The organism is Actinomadura sp. HBU206391 (assembly GCF_014323665.1).
In the GTDB taxonomy this organism is placed as follows: Bacteria; Actinomycetota; Actinomycetes; order Streptosporangiales; family Streptosporangiaceae; genus Actinomadura_C.
This window is the reverse complement of the sequence record NZ_JABVEB010000104.1, coordinates 1-20,241: the sequence shown is the minus strand read 5'-3', so window position 1 is coordinate 20,241 and position 20,241 is coordinate 1. Positions and strand designations below refer to the sequence as shown.

General features: G+C 71.8%; 21 protein-coding genes. 4 read left to right on the top strand and 17 right to left on the bottom strand.

Annotated elements, in window-relative coordinates; all coding sequences use genetic code 11:
* From HKK72_RS24580 to HKK72_RS24530, 11 genes are all read right to left on the bottom strand, one after another.
* A partial coding sequence (locus HKK72_RS24580) for a methyltransferase domain-containing protein (protein ID WP_187236780.1) occupies positions 1 to 675 on the bottom strand: 675 nt, incomplete at its 3' end.
* 57 nt (positions 676 to 732) lie between these two features.
* Positions 733 to 1,149, bottom strand: coding sequence for a transcription antitermination factor NusB (gene nusB / locus HKK72_RS24575; RefSeq protein WP_187236779.1), 417 nt, complete (start codon positions 1,147 to 1,149; stop codon positions 733 to 735).
* On the bottom strand, positions 1,149 to 1,709 hold the full coding sequence (gene efp / locus HKK72_RS24570) for an elongation factor P (protein ID WP_187236778.1): 561 nt from the start codon (positions 1,707 to 1,709) through the stop codon (positions 1,149 to 1,151). Before efp ends, nusB begins: the two co-directional genes overlap by 1 nt.
* Positions 1,710 to 1,740: 31 nt before the next feature.
* Entirely contained in the window at positions 1,741 to 2,814 is a 1,074-nt protein-coding gene (locus HKK72_RS24565; protein ID WP_187236777.1) for a M24 family metallopeptidase, read from the bottom strand.
* 99 nt (positions 2,815 to 2,913) lie between these two features.
* Positions 2,914 to 3,963, bottom strand: a complete 1,050-nt coding sequence (locus HKK72_RS24560) for an LLM class F420-dependent oxidoreductase (protein WP_187236776.1) — start codon at positions 3,961 to 3,963, stop codon at positions 2,914 to 2,916.
* 145 nt (positions 3,964 to 4,108) lie between these two features.
* Entirely contained in the window at positions 4,109 to 4,495 is a 387-nt protein-coding gene (locus HKK72_RS24555) for a DUF2834 domain-containing protein (protein ID WP_315987425.1), read from the bottom strand.
* A gap of 83 nt (positions 4,496 to 4,578) precedes the next feature.
* The gene (gene aroQ, locus HKK72_RS24550; RefSeq protein ID WP_187236775.1) at positions 4,579 to 5,055 is read right to left on the bottom strand and encodes a type II 3-dehydroquinate dehydratase; all 477 of its coding nucleotides are present in this window, start codon (positions 5,053 to 5,055) and stop codon (positions 4,579 to 4,581) included.
* Positions 5,056 to 5,196: 141 nt separating this feature from the next.
* The gene (gene aroB, locus HKK72_RS24545) at positions 5,197 to 6,288 is read right to left on the bottom strand and encodes a 3-dehydroquinate synthase (RefSeq protein WP_187236774.1); all 1,092 of its coding nucleotides are present in this window, start codon (positions 6,286 to 6,288) and stop codon (positions 5,197 to 5,199) included.
* Positions 6,285 to 6,788 (bottom strand): shikimate kinase, encoded by a 504-nt coding sequence (locus HKK72_RS24540; RefSeq protein ID WP_187236773.1) that lies wholly within the window; start codon positions 6,786 to 6,788, stop codon positions 6,285 to 6,287. The genes aroB and HKK72_RS24540 overlap by 4 nt, the downstream gene beginning before the upstream one ends.
* Before the next feature lie 15 nt (positions 6,789 to 6,803).
* Positions 6,804 to 7,982 carry a chorismate synthase gene (aroC, locus tag HKK72_RS24535; protein ID WP_187236772.1) on the bottom strand — a complete coding sequence of 393 codons (1,179 nt, stop codon included), beginning with the start codon at positions 7,980 to 7,982 and terminating at the stop codon, positions 6,804 to 6,806.
* An 82-nt stretch (positions 7,983 to 8,064) separates the two neighbouring features.
* A complete protein-coding gene (locus tag HKK72_RS24530; protein WP_187236771.1) occupies positions 8,065 to 8,886 on the bottom strand; it encodes an IclR family transcriptional regulator in 822 nt (273 codons plus the stop codon).
* On the opposite strand from HKK72_RS24530, the gene HKK72_RS24525 reads away from it, so the two are divergent.
* From HKK72_RS24525 to HKK72_RS24515, 3 genes are read left to right on the top strand one after another with little or no spacing between them, the layout of a single operon-like run.
* Positions 8,885 to 10,012: a cupin domain-containing protein gene (locus HKK72_RS24525; RefSeq protein WP_222721086.1), complete on the top strand. Its 1,128-nt coding sequence runs from the start codon at positions 8,885 to 8,887 to the stop codon at positions 10,010 to 10,012. The genes HKK72_RS24530 and HKK72_RS24525 overlap by 2 nt on opposite strands.
* Entirely contained in the window at positions 10,009 to 10,851 is an 843-nt protein-coding gene (locus HKK72_RS24520; RefSeq protein WP_187236769.1) for a fumarylacetoacetate hydrolase family protein, read from the top strand. The genes HKK72_RS24525 and HKK72_RS24520 overlap by 4 nt, the downstream gene beginning before the upstream one ends.
* Positions 10,841 to 11,578, top strand: a complete 738-nt coding sequence (locus tag HKK72_RS24515) for a maleylpyruvate isomerase family mycothiol-dependent enzyme (RefSeq protein ID WP_222721085.1) — start codon at positions 10,841 to 10,843, stop codon at positions 11,576 to 11,578. The genes HKK72_RS24520 and HKK72_RS24515 overlap by 11 nt, the downstream gene beginning before the upstream one ends.
* Positions 11,579 to 11,679: 101 nt before the next feature.
* Here the strand turns inward: HKK72_RS24515 and HKK72_RS24510 are convergent, their stop codons facing one another.
* The 6 genes from HKK72_RS24510 to HKK72_RS24485 all read right to left on the bottom strand — a co-directional run bounded on the left by HKK72_RS24510 (position 11,680) and on the right by HKK72_RS24485 (position 19,222).
* A complete protein-coding gene (locus HKK72_RS24510) occupies positions 11,680 to 14,664 on the bottom strand; it encodes a glycine--tRNA ligase (protein ID WP_187236768.1) in 2,985 nt (994 codons plus the stop codon).
* A gap of 81 nt (positions 14,665 to 14,745) precedes the next feature.
* The gene (locus HKK72_RS24505) at positions 14,746 to 15,435 is read right to left on the bottom strand and encodes an A24 family peptidase (protein WP_315987424.1); all 690 of its coding nucleotides are present in this window, start codon (positions 15,433 to 15,435) and stop codon (positions 14,746 to 14,748) included.
* A gap of 9 nt (positions 15,436 to 15,444) precedes the next feature.
* Positions 15,445 to 16,143 (bottom strand): SseB family protein, encoded by a 699-nt coding sequence (locus HKK72_RS24500; protein WP_187236767.1) that lies wholly within the window; start codon positions 16,141 to 16,143, stop codon positions 15,445 to 15,447.
* Positions 16,144 to 16,238: 95 nt separating this feature from the next.
* Positions 16,239 to 17,345 (bottom strand): ring-opening amidohydrolase, encoded by a 1,107-nt coding sequence (locus HKK72_RS24495; protein WP_187236766.1) that lies wholly within the window; start codon positions 17,343 to 17,345, stop codon positions 16,239 to 16,241.
* 91 nt (positions 17,346 to 17,436) lie between these two features.
* Entirely contained in the window at positions 17,437 to 18,600 is a 1,164-nt protein-coding gene (locus tag HKK72_RS24490) for a pyridoxal phosphate-dependent aminotransferase (protein ID WP_187236765.1), read from the bottom strand.
* 55 nt (positions 18,601 to 18,655) lie between these two features.
* Positions 18,656 to 19,222, bottom strand: coding sequence for a TetR/AcrR family transcriptional regulator (locus HKK72_RS24485; protein ID WP_187236764.1), 567 nt, complete (start codon positions 19,220 to 19,222; stop codon positions 18,656 to 18,658).
* Between the two features lie 82 nt (positions 19,223 to 19,304).
* Between HKK72_RS24485 and HKK72_RS24480 the strand changes: the two genes are divergently transcribed.
* A complete protein-coding gene (locus tag HKK72_RS24480; protein WP_187236763.1) occupies positions 19,305 to 20,096 on the top strand; it encodes a carbon-nitrogen hydrolase family protein in 792 nt (263 codons plus the stop codon).
* Positions 20,097 to 20,241: the final 145 nt, after the last annotated feature.

Sequence of the window (20,241 nt, the reverse complement as noted above, 5' to 3'; positions counted from 1 at the left end):
AACGAGATCGGCGAAGATCCGCACGCCCTGCACCTCACCGGCCCGCAGACCGGCCCGGCCGGCGAGCTCGGCGAGAGACTCGCGGGTGAAGCGCCGGGGAACCGGGTCGCGATCGCCCCATCGGCCGTCGGGGTCGGACAGCACGCGGCGGGCGTCGTCGAAGTGACCGCCCACCGCCCGGTGCAGCGCCGTCGCCACCTGACCGGCGACGAGCACGCTGACCGCTCCGCCGGGTCGTACGGTGCGGGCCATGGCGGCGAAGACCAGCGCCGGATCATCGACGTACTCCAGTACGCTGTGACACAGGACGAGGTCGGCGCTCGCCGGGCCGACCATGCCCAGCAGATCATCGGCGTCCCCCTGCACCGCGTTGACGGTGACGCCCGACTCGGCGGCACGGCGCTTCAGCGCGGCGAGGGCGTCCGGACTCGCGTCGACGACGGTGACTCGGTGCCCGAGCTCGGCGAGCGGCACGGCGAACCCGCCGGTGCCGCCGCCCGCGTCGACCACGTCCAGAGCGGGGCGCCCGGACTCCTTGGCCCTACGGTCGAGCACCTCGCGCAGGATCTCCCATACGACGGCGGTCCGGACCCTGCTCGCCCCGCGGGCGCCGGGCCTGCTCCCCGGACGGTCGCCCAGCCGATCGGCCACGGCGTCGCTCCTCACCTCGGTCATCGCCCCCACCATAGTCACGGCGCCGGGCAATGCGGACACCGTCTCCGATCCTGGCGGTCAGAGCGCCAGAGACGGCTTGAGCTGCTGGAGCCGGGAGAGCAGGCCGTTGATGAAGCGGGGTGACTCCTCAGTGGAGAAGTCGGTGGCCAGCGCCACCGCCTCACTGATCGCCACCGCGTCCGGCACGTCGTCGACCCACAACAGCTCATACAGGCCGAGCCGCAGGATGGTGCGGTCGACGGCGGGCATGCGGTCGAGCGTCCACCCGACCGCGTACGTGGCGATCAGTTCGTCGATGCGCTCGCCCTGGGCCTGCACGCCCTCGACCAGCCGTACGGCATGGCCGTACTCGGCCAGTTCCTCCGCCTCGGGCCGGTTGCGGTGGGTGAGCACGTCGGCCGTCGAGACCCCTCTCTGCTCGGCCTCGAAGAGGACCTCGAAGGCCCGCTTCCGCGCTTTGCTGCGTGCGGCCATCAGCCGCGGCCGAGATACTCGCCGGAACGGGTGTCGACCTTGACCTTCTCGCCGGTGGTGATGAACAGCGGCACCTTGATCTCGGCACCGGTCTCGAGCGTCGCCGGCTTGGTGCCGCCCGTGGAGCGGTCTCCCTGCAGGCCCGGCTCGGTGTGCGTCACCTCGAGCACCGCCGACGCGGGCAGGTCGACGTACAGCGGCGAGCCCTCGTGGATGGCCACCGTGGCGAGCGTGTTCTCCAGCAGGTAGTTGGCGGCGTCGCCGACCGTCGTACCGGAGATGTGCAGCATGTCGTAGGTCTCGGTGTCCATGAAGACGAACTCGTCGCCGTCCTTGTAGGAGTACTGCATCTCGCGCTTGTCGACGTTCGCCACGTCCACCTTGACGCCGGCGTTGAAGGTCTTGTCGACCACCTTGCCGGAGAGCACGTTCTTCAGCTTGGTGCGGACAAACGCGCCGCCCTTGCCGGGCTTGACATGCTGGAACTCCACGACGGCCCAAAGGTCGCCACCGTCGAGCTTCAGCACCAGTCCGTTCTTGAGGTCGTTCGTCGTCGCCACTAGGTCGTCTCTCCTGTACGCGGAACGCTCGTCACAGGACGAGCAGCTCCTTGGTGGTCTTGGTAAGGAGTTCCGGGCCGTCCGCCCGGACCACCAGGGTGTCCTCGATGCGGACCCCGCCCCGGCCGGCCAGGTAGACGCCCGGCTCCGCGGTGATCGCAACCCGATCAACCAGTTTACCGGTCTTGTCGTACCCCAGGAGCGGTGCCTCGTGGATCTCCAGGCCCACGCCGTGACCGAGCCCGTGCGTGAAGTCGTCCCCGTGGCCGGCCTCCTTGATGATGTCGCGGGCCGCGGAGTCGACCGCCCCGACCTCGGCATCGGGAACCGCGGCCTCGCAACCCGCCCGCTGCGCCGTCGCCACCAGGTCGTAGACGGATCGCTGCCACTCGGCCACGCGTCCGACGGCGACAGTACGGGTCATGTCGGCGTGATACCCGCCGCACAACGCGCCAAAGTCCATGGTGACCAGGTCACCCGCCCCGATGGCGCGCGCACCGGCGCGATGGTGCGGGATCGCCCCGTTGGGTCCGCTCGCCACGATCGACTCGAACGCCGGGCGTTCGGCCCCGAGGTCGACCATCCTGCGTTCCAGGGCGATGGCCACCTCGCGCTCGGTCACGCCAGGGGCGATCATCGTGTGCACGTCGGCGAACGCCTGATCGGTGATCGCGCAGGCCTCGCGCAGGAGGTCGATCTCCGCTTCGTCCTTGACCCTGCGAAGCTCCTCCACGGCCCGGCCCAGCGGCACCAGCGACGGCGCCTCCTCGGCGAGTTCGCCGTGCGCCTCCACCGTGAGGGCGTGCGCCTCGAACGCGAGCCGCCGTACGCCGCCGGCGGCCGCGTGCGCCACCAGGGCTCTCGCGGTCAGCCGGTCGACGATCAGCTCCAGCTCGGGGCAGGCCGAGGCGGCGATCCCCACGTACCGGCCGTCGGTGCACAGGACGCTCGCGCCATCCGCGTACATGAGCAGCGCGGCGTTGGAGCTCGCCAGCCCGGTGAGATAGCGGACATTGACCAGGTCGGTGATGAGCGCCGCCTCGGCGTCACGCCGGGCGACGACCTGGGCAAGCCGGTCGCGGCGAAGGTTGTGGATCTCGGACATGCCCTGACTGTAGCCGCCCGGCCGTGACCGGCTGCGCGACCACCCGCCGACAGTGGTGATCACACAGCCTGCCGCGGCCACGAGCCTCGCGGCCGCAGATCACGCGTCGGCGGCCAGCTCCTTGATCTTCTCGATGAGGGCGAGCCGGCCCTTGTGGTCGGCCGCGACCGGGCTGACGTTGAGCGTCGTCACACCCGACGCCTTCATGGCGGAGAGGCGCTCCTTCACGTGCGACTCGGCACCGATCAGCGACATCTTCTCCAGCAGCTCCGCGGGGACCTTCTCGGCGGCCTCCTTCTTCTTGCCGCTGAGGTAGAGGTCCTGGATCTCGTCGGCCTCCTTCTCCCAGCCATAGCGCCGGCAGAGGTCGTTGTAGAAGTTCCTGCCCTTGGCGCCCATGCCGCCGATGTACAGCGCGGCCATCGGACGGCCGAGCTCGCGCAGCCCCTCCACGTCGTCGCCGATGGCCAGATGAGCCTGACCGACGATGTCGAGGTCGCCCAGTGCCGGGTCGCGCTTGGCCCGGCCGGCCGCCAGCGAGGGCCCCCACACGTCGGCCGCCTTCTCCGGCAGATAGAAGATCGGCTCCCAGCCCTCGGCGATCTCGGCGGTGAGCTCCACGTTCTTCGGCCCGATGGCCGCCACCAGCACCGGGATCCGCGGGCGCACCGGATGGTTGATGATCTTCAGCGGCTTCCCCAGCCCGGTGCCCTTCTCGGGCGGGAGCGGCAGGGTGTAGTACTTGCCGTCGTAGGTGAGGCGCTCCTCGCGCTTCCACACCTTGCGGCAGATCTCGACGATCTCGCGGGTGCGGCCGAGCGGTGCGTTGTAGGGCACGCCGTGAAAGCCCTCGATGACCTGTGGGCCCGAGGCACCGAGTCCCAGCGTGAACCGGCCCTCTGAGACGTAGTCCAGCCCCGCCGCGGTCATCGCCAGCAGTGTCGGCGTGCGCGAATAGAGCGGCAGGATGCCCGAGGCGATCTCCAGCCGCTCGGTCTTGGCGGCGATGTAGCCCATCTGGCTCACCGCGTCGAACGTGTACGCCTCCGCGACGAACACGATGTCCAGACCGGCCTTCTCGTAGTCGGCCAGCTCCTCGACGGTCTCCTTGAAGCCACCCGCGTAGTTCAGAGACATCCCGATGCGCATCCGGCATCCTCCCTCACAACCGAACCTGATTCAGTTTCCCGCTCGCTGCAGGTTAGCGCCCATGGCCGGCACCCCTGCCGGGTGCTCGGTCACGGCGCCGCTCCTGGCCGGCGGCTCCGGCGCTCCACGACGGCCCGAGCCGGCCTCATGGGGCCGCGCCGGACCGGGCCGAGGCCCGGCGGACGAGGGCGAACTGGCGGGCGATGAGGAAGAGCGGAAGGGCGACGCTGAGCGCGACCACGAGCGACAGCAAGGGGTAGACCCAGACGTGGCGGATGCCCAGCCGGCGCGCCTCGGCGACCATGAGGACGACCGCGGCGAGCAGCACGAAGACGATGTCGTTGGTGATCGAGGCGGCGGCCGGGTTGGCGTAGCCGTCGCGGACGAATCCCCAGACGCCGCCGTTGTCCTCCCGCAGGAGGAACCGGAGGTTCTGCGACCAGGTCGCGACCAGCGCACCGAGCGCGATGGCGGCGTAGAGCCCGATCAGCAGCCGGTCACGGCCAGCCGGGCGGTCGGAGGTCAACGTCACAGGCCCCTGCCTTCCTGGATCAGCCGTCCTCGATCAGCCTTCCCGGCACAGGCGCCGGAGCGGCCGGCCCGTGTCGCGTGTCCTCACGGCGGCATCGGCGGCCGGCCCGGAGGCGCGGCGTCCGCCTCGGTCAACAGCTCGGCGACCGCCTGCAGGGCCAGGGTGTACGACATGAGCCCGAAACCGGCGATGGTCCCGGTGGCGACCCCGGCCACCACCGAGGTGTGCCGGAACTCCTCCCGCGCGGCCGGGTTGGAGATGTGCACCTCGATCAGCGGTGCGGTGCGCTGGGCGAGCGCGTCCCGCAGCGCGTACGAGTAATGGGTGAACGCGGCCGGGTTCAGCACGACGGGCGTCCTCTGATCGACCGCGTCGTGCACCCACCGGATCATCTCGGCCTCGTCGTCGGTCTGCCGTACCTCGACGTGCAGGCCGAACCGGCGCCCGGTCTCGCGGCACAGCTTGGCCAGGTCGTCGAAGGTCTCATGACCGTAGACGTCGGGTTGCCGGATGCCGAGCCGACCGAGATTCGGCCCGTTCAGCACCAGAACGGTCTTCATTGGCTCGCCCCGCTCGCAGTCTTCATTGGCTCGCTCCGCTCGCCGGCGAGCGGGCGCCTCGACGCGGCGGCTTCCCTCGTCGCTCCGGTCGCAGGCTCCCTACGCTCCTCAGTCCAGCCACCGCGCGCCCGCTCGCAGTCTTCATCGGGCGACCTTTCGGTAGGCGCTCTCCAGCAGCGCCTCGTCGGGGTCTTCGAGACGACCCGGCTTGGCGAGCCCGTCGAGGACGACGAAGCGGAGTCTGGTCGTGCCCCCTCGCCCGCCGCGCGCCTTCTTGTCCACGCGCATACAGTGGCGCAGTGTGGGCCAGGCGTCCGTGCCGTAGGAGGTGGGCAGCCCGACGGAGGCGAGCACGGACCGGTGCCGATCCGCCACGGCGTCTTCGAGGCGGCCGGTGAGCCGGCCGAGCTCGGCGGCGTAGACCATGCCGATGGCCACCGCGTGACCGTGCCGGAACCGGTAGTCCTCCGCCTTCTCGATCGCGTGGGCGAGAGTGTGCCCGTAGTTGAGGATCTCCCTGAGCCCGCTCTCCTTGAGGTCGGCGGACACGACGTCGGCCTTGACCCGGATGGCCCGCTCGACGAGTTCGCGCGTGTGCGCGCCGTCGGGCGCGGCGGCCGCCTCGGGATCGTCCTCGACCAGGTCGAGGATGGCCGGATCGGCGATGAAACCCGCCTTGACGACCTCGGCGAGACCGCTGATGTAGTCCTCGTCCCGCATGGTCATCAGCGTGGCCAGGTCGCACAGCACCCCCGCCGGCGGGTGGAACGCGCCGACCAGGTTCTTGCCCTCGGGGATGTTGATCCCGGTCTTGCCGCCGATGGCCGCGTCGACCATGCCGAGCAGCGTGGTGGGGACGAGCACCGAGGTGACGCCCCGCAGCCACGAGGCCGCGGCGTACCCCGCCAGGTCGGTGGTGGCGCCGCCGCCGACGCCGACGACCGCGTCGGAACGGGTGATGCCGAGCTGGGCGAAGCGCGACCAGAGCCCGGCGAGCACGCCGATCTCCTTGGCCGCCTCACCGTCGGGAACCGGCAGCGTGTGGACGGTGTGTCCCGCCTGTGCCAGCACGCCGCACACCGGCCGGGCGATCTCGGGCAGTCCCTCTGCGTGAACGACGGCGACCGCGCGTGGAGTGTCGCCGAGGAAGCCCGGGAGCTCGCCCAGCACACCGGTTCCCACGACGACGTCGTACGGGGCGTCACCCCGCACGGCGATCCTCGTGGCGGTCAAGAGATCTCCTTGACGATCTGGTCCACGATCTCGTCGGGACTGCGACCGCCGGTGTTCACGGTGATGGTGCCGAGCCGCTCGTAGACGGGCAGCCGCTCCTCCAGAAGCCCGCGCAGCCGACTTCGCGGGTTGAGCACGAGCAGCGGCCGGGCCGAGGCCAGGCCGACCCGCTTCACCGCGTCGGACAGGCCCACCTCGAGGTAGACGACCGTGTGCTCGGCGAGGAGCGCCTGGGTGCCCTCGTCGAGGATCGCGCCGCCGCCGAGCGCCAGCACGCCGTCGTGCTCGGCGAGCGCGGTGCGCACGGCCGCACGCTCGAGCTCGCGGAAGCGCGGTTCTCCGTCGTCGATGAAGATCTCGCTGACCGGCTTGCCCGCGATCGCCTCGACGTCGGCGTCGGTGTCGCGGAACCCTACCGACAGGCGGTCCGCCAGCCGGGTTCCGACGGTGGTCTTGCCAGACCCTGGTGGTCCGATGATCACTGCCTTGGGGCGCGTCATAGGGGCTCTGCTCCGCTACTTGATGGTGAGGGACGAAAGGTAGCCCTGCAGGTTGCGGGCGGTCTCCTCCACGGAATCGCCGCCGAACTTCTCCAGTGTCGCCTGAGCGAGCACGAGCGCCACCATCGCCTCGGCGACGACGCCGGCCGCGGGCACCGCGGTCACGTCACTGCGCTGGTTGATGGCCTTGGCGGCTTCACCGGTGCGCACGTCGACCGTGTCGAGCGCCCGGGGCACCGTGGAGATCGGCTTCATCGCCGCGCGCACGCGCACCGGATCGCCGGTGGTCATGCCGCCCTCGATCCCCCCGGCCCGGCCGGTGCGACGGCGGATCCCGCCGGGCGTGTTCTCGATCTCGTCGTGCGCCTCGGAACCCGGGCGGCGGGCGGTGGTGAAGCCGTCGCCGACCTCGACGCCCTTGATGGCCTGGATGCTCATGAGCGCGCCCGCCAGCCGCGCGTCGAGCCGCCGGTCCCAGTGCACATGGCTGCCGATGCCGGGCGGCAGGCCGTAGGCGAGGACCTCGACGACGCCCCCGAGCGTGTCGCCGGCCTTCTTGATCTCATCGATCCTGGCCACCATCGCGGCGCTGGCATCGGGGTCGAAGCAGCGCACCGGGTCGGCGTCGACCCGATCCAGATCGTCGGGACCGGGCAGCGCGTCCGGGGGCGCGCTCACCTCGCCGAGGGCGACGACGTGGCTGAGGACCTCGGCGCCGCACACCTGGCGCAGGAAGGCCTTGGCGACCTCACCGATCGCGACCCGGGCGGCGGTCTCGCGGGCGCTCGCCCGCTCGAGGATCGGACGCGCGTCGTCGAAGCCGTACTTCTGCATTCCGGTCAGGTCGGCGTGCCCGGGCCGGGGCCGCGACAGCGGTGCGCTGCGCGCCTGCTCGGCCAGCACCTCCGGATCGACCGGGTCGGCCGACATGACCGTCTCCCACTTGGGCCACTCGGTGTTGCCCACCTCGATGGCCACCGGGCCGCCCTGCGTGCGGCCATGCCTGATGCCGCCGACGATGGTCACCTGGTCCTGTTCGAACTTCATCCGGGCGCCCCGCCCATGGCCGAGCCGCCGGCGGCGCAGTGCCTCGGCGATATCGCCCGAGGTCACGCGCACTCCGGCAGGCAACCCCTCCAAGATCGTGACGAGGGCCGGGCCATGAGACTCCCCCGCGGTCAGCCAGCGCAGCATGAACAGAATCCTTTCATCCCCGCAAAGGCTACGCGCACAGGTCCACGACGTGAGACGACGGAGTGTCCACAAGATGAGACTCTCAAAGCTCGGCGAAGTCCGCGAGGTCGCGTTCGAGTTCGCCGACTGCGCGCCTCAGCTCCCGCGCGAACAGCTCCGTCCGCCCCGGGCCGAACCGGGCGGACGGCACCGCGACCGACAGCGCGGCGACGGCGTTCCCCCGCCCGTTGCGCACGACGATGCCGATGGCCGAGACCCCCTCTTCGGTCTCCTCCTGATTGACGGCATAGCCCCTGGCGCTCAGGAGATCGAGGTCCCTGAGCAGCCTGTTCCATTCGGCTTCGGTGAGGGTGTGCCGCTTGGCCCCGTCCTCGTCGCCGCCGTCGCCGCTGTCGCCGTCCACCGCGTAGAGCTCCCGTAGCCGTTCGCGCGAAAGCTCGGCGAGCAGCGCCTTGCCGCCGGAGGACTGGTGGGCGGGCAGGATGGTGCCCCGGCGGTCGCCCACGTGGAGGATCTGTGACGACTCCACGCTGGCGAGGAAGCGGACCTCCGTTCCGACGCGCACCATGAGGTTGACGGTCTCGCGAACCCGGTCGCACAGCGTGTCCATGTGCGGTTGCGCGAGTCCGCGCAGCTCGCGGACGGGCGGCCCGGCACCGAACGTCGAGGACAGGAACGGGCCGGGCAGGTAGCCGTGGTCGTCGCTCTGCACGGCGAAGTCCCGGTAGACCAGCATCGCGAGCAGCCGGTGCGCCGTCGACCTGGCGATGCCGAGCTCCCTGGCCGCCTCGCTGACCTTGATCTTGCCGTGGTCGCGCAGCAGATGCAGGAGGAGCAGCGCGTTGTCGACGGAACCCAGGGCATAGGCCGGCTTGTTCTTCAGGGAAGAATCATATTGCAGCATGCAGAACAGGGTCCTTAAGTTGGCGAGCATGAACCCTCCTGAGACGTCCGCCCCGGACCCCACGCCGGAGGAGGAGGCCGCGCTCCGCCGGCTGTACGCCGACTTCGACACCGAGAACCTGCTGCCCCTGTGGACCCAGCTGGGCGATCTCATGCCGATGCGTCCCAAGCCCAGTGCGCGACCGCACGTGTGGTCATGGAAGACGCTCTACCCGCTGGCCCAGCGGGCCGGCGACCTGGTCCCCGTCGGCCGCGGCGGCGAGCGCCGCGCGATCGCGCTGGCCAATCCCGGCCTGGGCGGGCGCCCGTACGCCACCCCCACGCTGTGGGCCGCCATCCAGTACCTCGGCCCGAAGGAGACGGCGCCAGAGCACCGGCACACCCAGAACGCCTTCCGCTTCGTCGTGGAGGGCGAGGGGGTGTGGACGGTCGTGGACGGCGACCCGGTGGCGATGCGGCGCGGCGACTTCCTGCTCACCCCCGGCTGGCACTTCCACGCCCATCACAACACCACCGACCGGCCGATGGCCTGGATCGACGGGCTGGACATCCCGTTCGCCCACTACACCGACACCACCTTCTTCGAGTTCGGGGCCGACGAGGTCACCGACCGGAGCACCCCGTCGGCGTCCCGCTCCGAGCGGCTCTGGGCCTACCCGGGCCTGCGGCCGCTGTCGGCACTCGACCGCCGGCCCAACTCGCCGATCGCCGCCTATCGCTGGGAGCACACCGACCGGGCGCTCGGCGAGCAGCTGGCGCTCGAAGAGGAGGGTCACGCGGTCACGGTCGAGCCAGGCCACGCCGCCGTTCGCTACACCAACCCGACCACGGGCGGCGATGTCATGCCGACCATCCGGGCGGAGTTCCACCGGCTTCGCGAAGGCGCCGAGACCACGACCCGCCGCGAAGTCGGATCATCGGTCTTCCAGGTCTTCGCGGGCGAAGGCGCGCTCGTGCTCGACGGCGTCGAGCACCGCCTGACCCAGGGCGACCTCGCCGTCGTGCCGTCGTGGACGGCACTGAAGATCCAGGCCGAGTCGCGGTTCGACCTGTTCCGGTTCAGCGACACCCCGATCTTCGAGGGCCTGCACCAGGCCCGCGTGAGCGTTGGAGAGGACACCGTATGAAGCTCGCGACCCTGCGGCTGGACACCCGCACCGCCGCCGTCCGCGTCGAGGACGACCACGCCGTCGAGCTCGACGCCGCCGACGTCGGAGCCCTGCTCGCCGAGCCCGGCTGGCAGGAGCGGGCGGCGGGGCCGGGCCTCGCGCGGCACGCCCTCGAAGCGGTCCGGTACGCCCCGGTCGTCCCCCGGCCCGGCAAGATCCTCTGCGTCGGTCTGAACTACCGCACGCACATCCTGGAGATGGGGCGTGAGCTGCCGAAGTACCCGACGCTCTTCGCCAAGTTCGCCGAGGCGCTCGTTGGCCCGTACGACGACGTCGTGCTGCCCGGCGTGACCGAGGCGCTCGACTGGGAGGCCGAGCTGGCCGTCGTGATCGGTTCGACCGTGCGCCACGCCGACGCCGAGCAGGCCGGGGCCGCGATCGCCGGATACTCGGTGCTCAACGACGTGACGGTCCGCGACTACCAGACCCGCACGCTGCAGTGGCTGCAGGGCAAGACCTTCGAGGCCACCACGCCGTTCGGCCCCGTTCTGGTCACGCCGGACGAGCTGCCGGGGAACCTCGGCCTCGAGATCGCCTGCGAGGTCGACGGCGAGACCGTACAGCGGGCCGACACCTCCGACCTGGTCTTCGGCCCGGCGGAGCTGGTCTCCTACATCTCCACCATCCTCACCCTGCGCCCCGGTGACGTGATCGCCACCGGCACTCCAGGCGGCGTCGGGCACGCGCGCAAGCCGCCGCGCTACCTCGCGGACGGCGCCAAGCTGGTCACGCGCGTCGAGGGCATCGGCGAGCTCGCCAACACCGTCCGAGCGGAGGGCACCCGAAGTGCCGGCTGAGCCCGAGGCCGCGGCACCCACCGGGGAACTGGAGTGGCTGCGGGAGGGGACCGACCGTTTCGTCGCGCACCTGGACGCCTTCGCCGACGCCGACCTCGCCGCGCCCACCGCCCTGCCCGGCTGGAGCCGGGCTCACCTGGTGGCGCACGTGGGCCACAACGCCCGCGCGCTGGGCCGGCTCGTGCACTGGGCCCGTACGGGTGAACGGACGCCCATGTACGCCAGTGCCTCCGTACGCGACGCCGAGATAGCCGAGGGAGCCGAGCGGCCCGCCCCCGAGCTGCGCGCTTTCGTCCGGGAGAGCGCCGGGGAGCTGTGGTCGGCGCTCGGCGGGCTGTCCGGCGACCATTGGCGGGCCGAGGTGGTCACCGCTCAGGGGCGCACCGTGCCCGCCGCCCAGATCGTGTGGATGCGCTGCCGCGAGGTGTGGGTGCACACGGTCGACTTGGGCGACGGCGCGACGTTCGCCGACTTCCCGGCCGGCCTCGTGGACCGGCTGCTGACCGACGTCACGGCGGCGTGGACCCAGCGCGAGCAGGAACCGGCGCTGATCCTCGCCCCGGAGGACCGCCTGCGGACCTGGACCGTCGAGCTCGCGGGCCGGTCCGCCGCGGTGGTCACCGGTCCGGCGGCCGGGCTCTGTGCCTGGATCACCGGGCGCGGCGCCCACGGCGTGCGGACCGCCGATCCGGGGACGCCGCTGCCGGTGCCCGGCCGCTGGCTCTAGAGCTTTGGGTCCGGTGGCTCGGCGCCGGATCGTGGAGACCCCGTCGACCGGCCGTCGGCGGGGTCGTCACCTCGGTGACAGAGCGGGCGCCGGGCCCGTCGTCAGGACACCTCGCGCCAGTCCAGGACCCCGGCCACGAGATCGCGGATCGCCGCGAGCAGCCCGAGCCGGTTGGCGCGGACGGCCGGGTCGTCGGCCATGACCAGGACCTCGTCGAAGTAGTCGTCGATCGGCCCGGCGAGCTCCAGCGCCGCGGCGGTGAAGGCTGGCAGGCTCACCGCTTCGTCTCCGAGTTCGCCGCGCACCCTGGTCAGCGCCTCGTGCAGACGCCGCTCCGCGTCGTCGGCGAACAGGGCGGGGTCGTACGCCGCCGCCGTGTCGGCCGGCACGATGCGCAGCACGCGCTGGAGCGCCGTGGTGAGCCGCCCGAACCGCTCGTCGCCGAGGAGCTTGCCCAGGTCGGCTGCGGCCTGTTCGGCGTAGGCGGGCGACCCCGCGTGCGGCAGTACCGCCCGTACGACGTCGACCGGATGGCCGGCGTCGAGCAGGGCCTGTTCGAACCGGCGGGCGACGAATCCGGCCGCGTCCTCCAGCGCCGCCGGGCCGACCTCGACCGGCTGGTGGCGCGCGGCCACGGCGAGCCCCTCGCCCACGGTGATGCCCGACAGCCGCGGCCGTGTACGGAGGATCGCGGTGAGTCCGAGGGCGGCGCGGCGCAGCCCGAACGGGTCCGAGCTGCCCGAGGGAAGCGACCCGATGCCGAAGAGCCCGGCGAGCAGGTCGAGCCGGTCCGCCACGGCCAGCAGCGCGCCCGGCGCCGAGGCGGGCAGCCGGTCGCCCGAGGAGCGCGGCAGCTCCATCTCGTGCAGCGCCTCCGCGACCGCCTCGGGCTCACCGGCGCGCAGCGCGTACTCGCGCGCCATGACCCCGGCCAGGCTCGACAGCTCGATGACCATCTGCGAGCCCAGGTCGAACTTCGCCAGCCGCGCGGCCCGCGTCAGTACCTCGGTCTCGTCCGCCGACAGCTCGACCCGGGCGGCCAGGTCGAGCGCGATCGCACGGATCCGCTCCGCGCGATCGGTCATGGAGCCGAGCCGCTCTTCGAAGGTCAGCCTGTCCAGCCCCCGCTTCAGCTCCTCGGGGGGCACCCGCAGGTCGGCCCGGTAGAAGAACGACGCGTCCTCGTAGCGGGCCCGCAGGACCGCCTCGTTGCCGGCGCGGACCGCGGCGTGGTCGCAGGCGCCGTTGGCCATGGTGACGAAGTGCGGCAGCAGCAGACCGTCCCGATCCCGTACGGGCAGGTAGCGCTGGTGCTTCTTCATGACGGTGGTGAGGATGTCGGCGGGCAGCTCCAGGTACCCGGGGTCGAACGAACCGAGGATGGCGGTGGGCTCCTCGACCAGGTCGGTCACCTCGTCGATGACGCCGCGCTCGGCCTCGGGGTCGATCCCGCCGCCGACGCCGTGGGCCAGCTCGGCCGCCGTGGCGACGATCCGCTCCCGGCGGCGTTCCGCGTCGGGCTCGATCCCGTGCTCCCGCAGCGTGTCCAGATGGCGACCCGCCGACGCCACCTCCACGCGCGGCTCGGGAGCCGTGCGGTGCACTGCGGTGGACCGGCCCGCCGTCATCCCGCCGACCGAGAAGGGCACCACCTCGTCGCCGAGGAGGGCGAGGATCCACCGGATCGGCCGGCTGTAGGACAGGCCCGGCGCGTTCCATCGCATGTTCTTGTCCGCGCGCAGACCCGTCACGACTCCGGGCAGCAGCGTCGCGAGCACCTCGGCGGCGGCCCTGCCCGCGACCTGCTTGACGTACCCGACGTACTCGCCGCCGCCCACGGTGATCGGCCGCAGGTCGGCCACGTCGATGCCACGGCCGCGGGCGAACCCCTGCGCGGCCTTGGTCGGCCGGCCCTCGGCGTCGTAGGCGGCGGACAGACGTGGCCCGCGTACGGTCTCCTCGGAGTCGTCCTCACGGGGCGCGACGTCCTCGACCAGCGCCACGACGCGGCGGGGCGAGGCCACGACCCGGATGTCGCCGTGCCTCAGCCGGGTCTCTCCCAGGCCCTCGGCCAGCGCGCGCCGGACCGACTCCGCCGCCCTCGCGACCTCGCCGGGTGGCAGTTCCTCGACGCCGATCTCGACGGCGAGAGCCGCCGGAGCGTCGATCGACGGATACGACGCCGACGGGCGCTCCTCGATCGCCGGGCCGGTGGTCGCCACGCCCAGGGGATGGCCGAGCTCCTCCCGCCGCGCGGTCCACAGTTCCGCGACGTCACGGGCGAGCGTGCGCATGCGGGCGAACGCGCGCGCCCGCTCGGTGGTGCCGACGGCCCCCCTGGCGTCGAGCACGTTGAAGGCATGCGAGCACTTGAGGACGTAGGAGTGCGCGGGCACCGGCAACCGCGCCTCGATGAGCCGCCGTGCCTCGGCCTCGTAGCCCTCGAACAACCGCCGGTTCGTCTCGATGTCGGCGTCGTCGAGGTAGTAGCGGCTCATCTCGTACTCGGCCTGGCCGAACGCCTCGCCGTAGGAGATCCCGGGGGCGTAGGCGATCTCCTTGAAGTGCGAGACCCCCTGGAGCGCCATGATGATGCGCTCCATGCCATAGGTGATCTCGACCGAGACCGGGTCGAGCGGGAGACCGCCGGACTGCTGGAAGTAGGTGAACTGGGTGATCTCGAGCCCGTCGAGCCAGACCTCCCAGCCGAGACCCCACGCGCCGAGTGCCGGGGAGGCCCAGTTGTCCTCGACGAACCGCACGTCGTGCGCGACCAGGTCGATGCCGAGTGCGGCCAGGCTCCCGAGATAGAGGTCCTGCGCGTCCCCGGGCTCCGGCTTCAAGATCACCTGGAACTGCGTGTGGGTCTGCAGCCGGTTCGGGTTGTCGCCGTACCGGGAGTCGTCGGGGCGGACGCTCGGCTCGACATAGGCGACCCGCCAGGGTTCCGGCCCGAGCACCCGCAGCGCGGTGGCCGGGTTGAGCGTTCCGGCGCCGACCTCGGTGTTCATCGGCTGGACGATGACGCACCCCTGACCCGCCCAGTACTCGGTCAGCCGGATGAGCGCTTCTTGCATCGTCAGCATGGTGGTGAGCCTACCGAGCCGGATCCGCGGTCTCCCCGCAAGGGAGCCTTGGGCGCGCCGGGCCCCGCTTGCCCGGTGGCTTCAGTACTGGCCGCCGTACGAGACCACCGCGGCGAGCGCGCCGGCCAGCATGAACGGTCCGAACGGGATGGCGCTCTTGCGCGTGGCCCGGCGGGTGACCAGCAGTCCCACGGCGTAGACGCCACCGAGGACGAACATCGCGAAGACGCCCATGACCCATGCCGACGACCCCAGCCAGCCGAGGTACAGGCCGAGCACCCCCGACAGCTTCACGTCGCCGAGGCCGATCGCGTCCGCGGTGATGACCCACTGCACCACGAACAGCAGGAGCAGTGCGCCGAGCCCCGCCAGAGCGTGGAGATAGCGAGTGCCCCCGTCATCGGTGAACGGCACGGCGATGCCGAGCAGCGCCGCCCCGATGGGGTAGGACGGCAGGGTGAGAGGATCGGGCAGGCGGTGCAACGCGGCGTCGATGAAGGCGAGCACCGCGCCGACGACGCCGAGGTAGCAGAACGCCGCCAGCTCGGGCCGCAGACCGATCCGCACGGCCAGCACCGCCACGACCGCGGCGGCGACCAGCGCGACGGGCAGCGGCCTCCGGCTGACCGGCTCGAGCCAGTCGCGCCCGTGACCGGTGGCGGACACCGGCGGCGCGTCACCGGACGCTTCGGCCGATGGATCGGGGTCCGGGAGGGCGGTGGGCGTGCCGGACGGCGTGACGGATTCGTCATCCCTGAGCGGTTGATCCACGGCGCGATCTTACAGGCCCCGGACCACCCCGAGCTCGACTCCGCCCACGATGCGACCGCGCAGCAGTTCGGTGAGCCGGTCCGCGACCCGCTGAACGGTGGCCCTCTCGTCGATGTCGCCGATGAGGGTGAAGCGCACCGAGAGCTCGGCGGTGCTGCCCGCGGTGACCCTGATGCCGGTGACGCCCTGCTCGGTGCCGAAGGCCGCCTCGACCGCGGCGAGCACCTCGGGGTCCTCGTGCGGCGGCGGGATCGGCTTGCCCTCGGCGAGAAGGTAGAGCCGGTAGCCGTCGATGGCGAAGGGCACCGGACCGGCGACGTCGATGACGAGCGCGTCGGCGTTCTCGTTCAGGACCGCCTGGCACGCCTCCTGTGAGTAGACGGCGACGGGCCGGGCGTCGGGCCGCCACATCGCCAGCGTCTCGAGGGAGGTGAAGCCGAGCACGCCCTTTCTGCCGTCGGCGCCGACCAGCGTGGGGAGCGCCATCTCACTGTCCTTCTCGCGGCGCGGTTCGCCCGGCGCGGTCTGCTCCTCCTCGCCCAGCACCGCGACCACCGGCACCAGCAGGCGCGCGCCGACGAGCTCGGCGATCACTGTGTGCTCGCCGACCCGCCCCGCGGCGTACCCGGTCAGCGCCGCGCCCAGCCGGGGGTCGGCGCCGCCGTCGTCGGCGGGGAACTGAGGTTGAGGAATGGTCCGTCCGGCCACGCACAGAGGGTATAACCATCTGTGCATACGGAGGGTGCTAATGCGGATACTCTCCGCACCCGTAATCACCGTAGCCGCTTCGAGGTCCCCGCGGATCAGCCCAGGTCGACGATGGCGGCGACGGTGCCTCCTCCGGACGGACCCTGGTGCACGGCCGCGACGGAGACGAACACCGCCGGGTCGCCGGTCACGGCGGCCGTCACTCCGCCGACGCACGCCTTGATCTGGCGGTGCCAGTGGACGTCGGAGTCGTCGAGCATGATGTTGCGCCGTCCGCGCACCGACCCGCTGGGGTCCGCCTCGCACTTCAGGAACACGTTCACCAGCCGGTCCCCGAGATCGCTGTGGTGCGGCCGCTCGGGCAGGTCGAGGCCCGCGCCGCGGATCGCCGCCCAGACGCCGTCGGCGTCGAGGGCGTCGCGCATCACGTCGTGTCCGGCGCGGTAACGGCCGCCGATGCCGCGTACGTTGCCGACCACCACGATCTGCGCCCGGTCGAGTTCCACTCCCGAGGAACACGACGCGACCGAGGAGTAGAGGGACAGATCCTTGTGGATCTGTTCGGCGGCCGGCATCTCTATCTCACCGAGCGCGACGGCGATGCCGAGCGCGGTCGTCGAGTTCGAGATGTCCATCGACTTCAGCGTGTCCTCGGTGACGACGCTCTGGTCGCGCCGCTTCGCGTCGTTGATCGTGTCGAGGGTGAGCAGCGGGGTCTTGGTCTGCACGTAGTGGACGTCGGCCGGCTCCTCGATCCCGGCGAGCTTCATCGCCTCCCGGACGCCCTCGGCCACCTTCTCCACCATGGCCGGCCGGCCGATGTCCTCGGGCAGGATCACCTCGCTCATCGCGACGCCCACCGAGACCCTCGGCTCGTCGGAGGGCGGCACGGTCGCGGGGTCGACGGACGCGAAGATCGTGGCGTGCGGGCTGAGCACACCGTCCGTACCGCCCGACCACACCAGCGGCACCTGCTTGACCTCCTCGGGGCTGCGCGTGCCCTTGGCCAGCAGCACGTCGCGGAACGCCCGGTCGGCGAGGATGCGGGTGTAGTCGTTGACGCCGCCGTTCCCCTCGGTCTTGCCGACGACGGCGAGCACCCGGTCGGCCTCGATCACTCCGTCGTCGATCAGCCCGGCGAGCCCGGCGGCGTCGGTGACGCTCTCGATGGGGACCTTGCGCACTTCGATGGGGTCGGGCACGTGGACTCCTCAGTGGTCGGGCCTGGCCTGATCATTCTTCCGGTCGGGATCGCGGTCCGTCGAGACCCGGGAGGACGGCGCGCGGCGGTGGTCAGCGCAGCCGGGCCAGCCGCTCCACGGCCTCGTCGATGACGTCCTCGCGCTTGCAGAACGCGAAGCGGACGAAGGGCCGGCCGGACTCGGCGTCGTCGTAGAACACCTGGCTCGGGATCGCCACGACTCCGGCCTTCTCCGGCAGCGCCCTGGCGAGCTCGAAGCCGTCGGTGAAGCCGAGCGGCCGGATGTCCGCCTGCACGAAGTAGGTGCCCTGCGGCCGGAAGGTCGTGAACCCGGCGGTCTCGAGCCCGGAGATCAGCCGGTCGCGCTTGGCCTCCAGCGACTTGCGCAGTTCCTCGACCCAGGGCAGCTCGTTGCCCAGCGCGTACGCCACGGCGCGCTGGTACGGCGCACTGGAGGTGTAGGTCATGAACTGCTTCACCGTCTGCACGGCCCGCACGTACGGCGCGGGGGCGGTCACCCACCCGGTCTTCCAGCCGGTGACCGAGAACGTCTTGCCGGCCGAGGAGATGGCGACGGTCCGTTCCCGCATGCCCTCGAGGGAGGCGAGCGGGATGTGCTCGGCGCCGTCGAAGGTCAGGTACTCGTACACCTCGTCGGTGATCGCGATGAGGTCGTGCTCGCGGCAGACGGCGGCGATCGTCTCGAGTTCCTCGCGGGTGAAGACCGTGCCGGCCGGGTTGTGCGGGGAGTTGACCAGGATGAGCCGGGTGCGCGGCCCCACGGCGGCGCGCAGCTCGTCGGGGTCGAACGTGAACCTGCCGCCGTCCGGCCGCAGGGTTACGGGGCGCCGCACCGCTCCGGCCAGGGCGATCGTCGCCCCGTACGAGTCGTAGAACGGCTCGAAGACGATCACCTCGTCGCCGGCCTCGGCGAGGGCGAGGACGGTCGTGGCGATGGCCTCGGTGGCGCCGACCGTGACGTACACCTCGGTCGCGGGATCGTAGGCGAGCCCGTAGCGTTGCGCGCGCTCGGCCGCCACCGCCTCTCGCAGCTCGGGCAGGCCCGGCCCCGGCGGATACTGGTTGCCGCCGGAGCGGATGGCCTCGACCGCCGCCTCGAGCATGGCCGGGGGGCCGTCGGCGTCCGGAAAGCCCTGCCCGAGGTTGATCGCCCCGGTTCGTGTGGCCAGGGCGGACATCTCCGCGAAGATGGTCGTCCCGAAACTGCGCATGCGTGCGACAAGAGGTTCACTCACGCGCCCAGGCTAACCAGGTCACCCGTCCGGCTGAAGGCCCGGGCGGCCGCCGTGCTCACCTGCCGCCGGCCTCGCCGCGCAGCACGTTCACCAGGTCAGTCGCCAGCCGAGCCGGCAGGTCCGGGCCCGCCGCCCCGTCGAACAGCAGGAACCAGGCGTAGGCGGGACCCAGCAGCTGAGCGTGCGCCCACGCCGGGTCCGGCGGCGCCGCGAGCTCTCCGCGGGCGACCGCGCGGTCCAGGACGGCGGCCAGGCAACGGCGGTGCCGGGCGATGAGACGTTCCGCGAGCGCGGGGTCGCCGCGCAGGTCCGCGGTGAGCCCCAGGAGCGCGCGCGAGACGGCGGGGCCGGTGAGGAAACCGACCAGGTCGCCGGCGAGCACAGTGAGATCGGCGCGCAGAGAACCCTGGTCCGGCGGCGGCTGGAGGTCGTCGAAGACGAAGGCACAGACGAGATCGGCCTTGGACCGCCAGCGCCGGTAGATGGCCGCCTTGCCGACCCCGGCCCGGCGGGCCACCCGCTCGACGCTCACGTCCCGGTACCCGACCTCGCCGAGCAGCTCGAGGACGGCCTTGCGCACGGCATGGTCCACCGCCGCCGAGGGAGGGCGTCCACGCGGCATCGCGTCTCCCGAGAAACAGAACGTGGCGTTCCGGATAACGTACCCGGGTGCGAGACTGGCATCGGCGAGAGGAGCGCGCACCATGCGAGTGGCGATGTGCCAGATACCGGTGACCGACGACCCCAAGGAGAACCTGGAGCGGATCCGCGAGGCGCTGGCCCAGGCCTCGGGCACGGACCTCGCGGTGTTCCCCGAGGCGGCACAGGTCCGGTTCGGCAACGACCTCGCCGCCGTGGCCGAGCCGCTCGACGGCCTGTTCGTCACCGAGCTGCGCAGGGCGGCGCGCGAGCACCGTACGGCCGTGATCGCCGGTGTCTTCGAGCCGAGCGCCGACGGCAGGGTGCACAACACGGCCGTCGCGATCGGCGCCGACGGCACGCTCGCGGGCGCCTACCGGAAGCTGCACCTCTTCGACGCCTTCAAGTTCCGGGAGTCCGAGACCGTGGCGCCCGGTGACGAGCCCGTCGTCGTCGAGCTGGCCGGTATCAAGATCGGCCTCGTCACCTGCTACGACATCCGCTTCCCCGAGCTGACCCGAGCACTGGTCGACCGGGGAGCCGAGATCCTGGTCGTCATCGCCGCGTGGGCGCAGGGGGTCTACAAGGAGGAGCACTGGACCACGCTCGTCCGGGCGCGGGCGATCGAGAACACCACTTGGGTCGTCGCCGTCGACAAGGCCCCGGACCTCACCGACCCGCCGCGCGGCGGACGCACCGGCGTCGGCCGCAGCCTGCTGGTCGACCCCATGGGCGTGGCGCTCGCCGACCTCGGGCCCGCCCCGGCAACACACGTGGTGGACCTCGACCCGGCACTGACGGCCTCGGTGCGCGCGACGATCCCCTCGCTGTCCCACCGCCGTACGGACGTGTTCTAGGCACGGAGGGCGCGCGGCTAGCAGGGACCGCCGACCGTCGAACGCGGCAGGGCCCGCTGCTCGTCCGGAGATAGCGGGCCGAGGTCGGCGATTGCCTGGTCCAGTGCGCCGTCGGTGAGGCCGCGTGCGGAGACGACGTGCATCG

Coding starts and splice junctions, on each gene's coding strand:
- nusB (WP_187236779.1), bottom strand. CDS start 1,149: ATGGCCGCACGCAGCAAAGCGCGGAAGCGGGCCTTCGAGGTCCTCTTC.
- HKK72_RS24565 (WP_187236777.1), bottom strand. CDS start 2,814: ATGTCCGAGATCCACAACCTTCGCCGCGACCGGCTTGCCCAGGTCGTC.
- HKK72_RS24560 (WP_187236776.1), bottom strand. CDS start 3,963: ATGCGCATCGGGATGTCTCTGAACTACGCGGGTGGCTTCAAGGAGACC.
- aroQ (WP_187236775.1), bottom strand. CDS start 5,055: ATGAAGACCGTTCTGGTGCTGAACGGGCCGAATCTCGGTCGGCTCGGC.
- HKK72_RS24540 (WP_187236773.1), bottom strand. CDS start 6,788: ATGACGCGCCCCAAGGCAGTGATCATCGGACCACCAGGGTCTGGCAAG.
- aroC (WP_187236772.1), bottom strand. CDS start 7,982: ATGCTGCGCTGGCTGACCGCGGGGGAGTCTCATGGCCCGGCCCTCGTC.
- HKK72_RS24525 (WP_222721086.1), top strand. CDS start 8,885: ATGCAGAACAGGGTCCTTAAGTTGGCGAGCATGAACCCTCCTGAGACG.
- HKK72_RS24530 (WP_187236771.1), bottom strand. CDS start 8,886: ATGCTGCAATATGATTCTTCCCTGAAGAACAAGCCGGCCTATGCCCTG.
- HKK72_RS24520 (WP_187236769.1), top strand. CDS start 10,009: ATGAAGCTCGCGACCCTGCGGCTGGACACCCGCACCGCCGCCGTCCGC.
- HKK72_RS24510 (WP_187236768.1), bottom strand. CDS start 14,664: ATGCTGACGATGCAAGAAGCGCTCATCCGGCTGACCGAGTACTGGGCG.
- HKK72_RS24485 (WP_187236764.1), bottom strand. CDS start 19,222: ATGCCGCGTGGACGCCCTCCCTCGGCGGCGGTGGACCATGCCGTGCGC.
- HKK72_RS24480 (WP_187236763.1), top strand. CDS start 19,305: ATGCGAGTGGCGATGTGCCAGATACCGGTGACCGACGACCCCAAGGAG.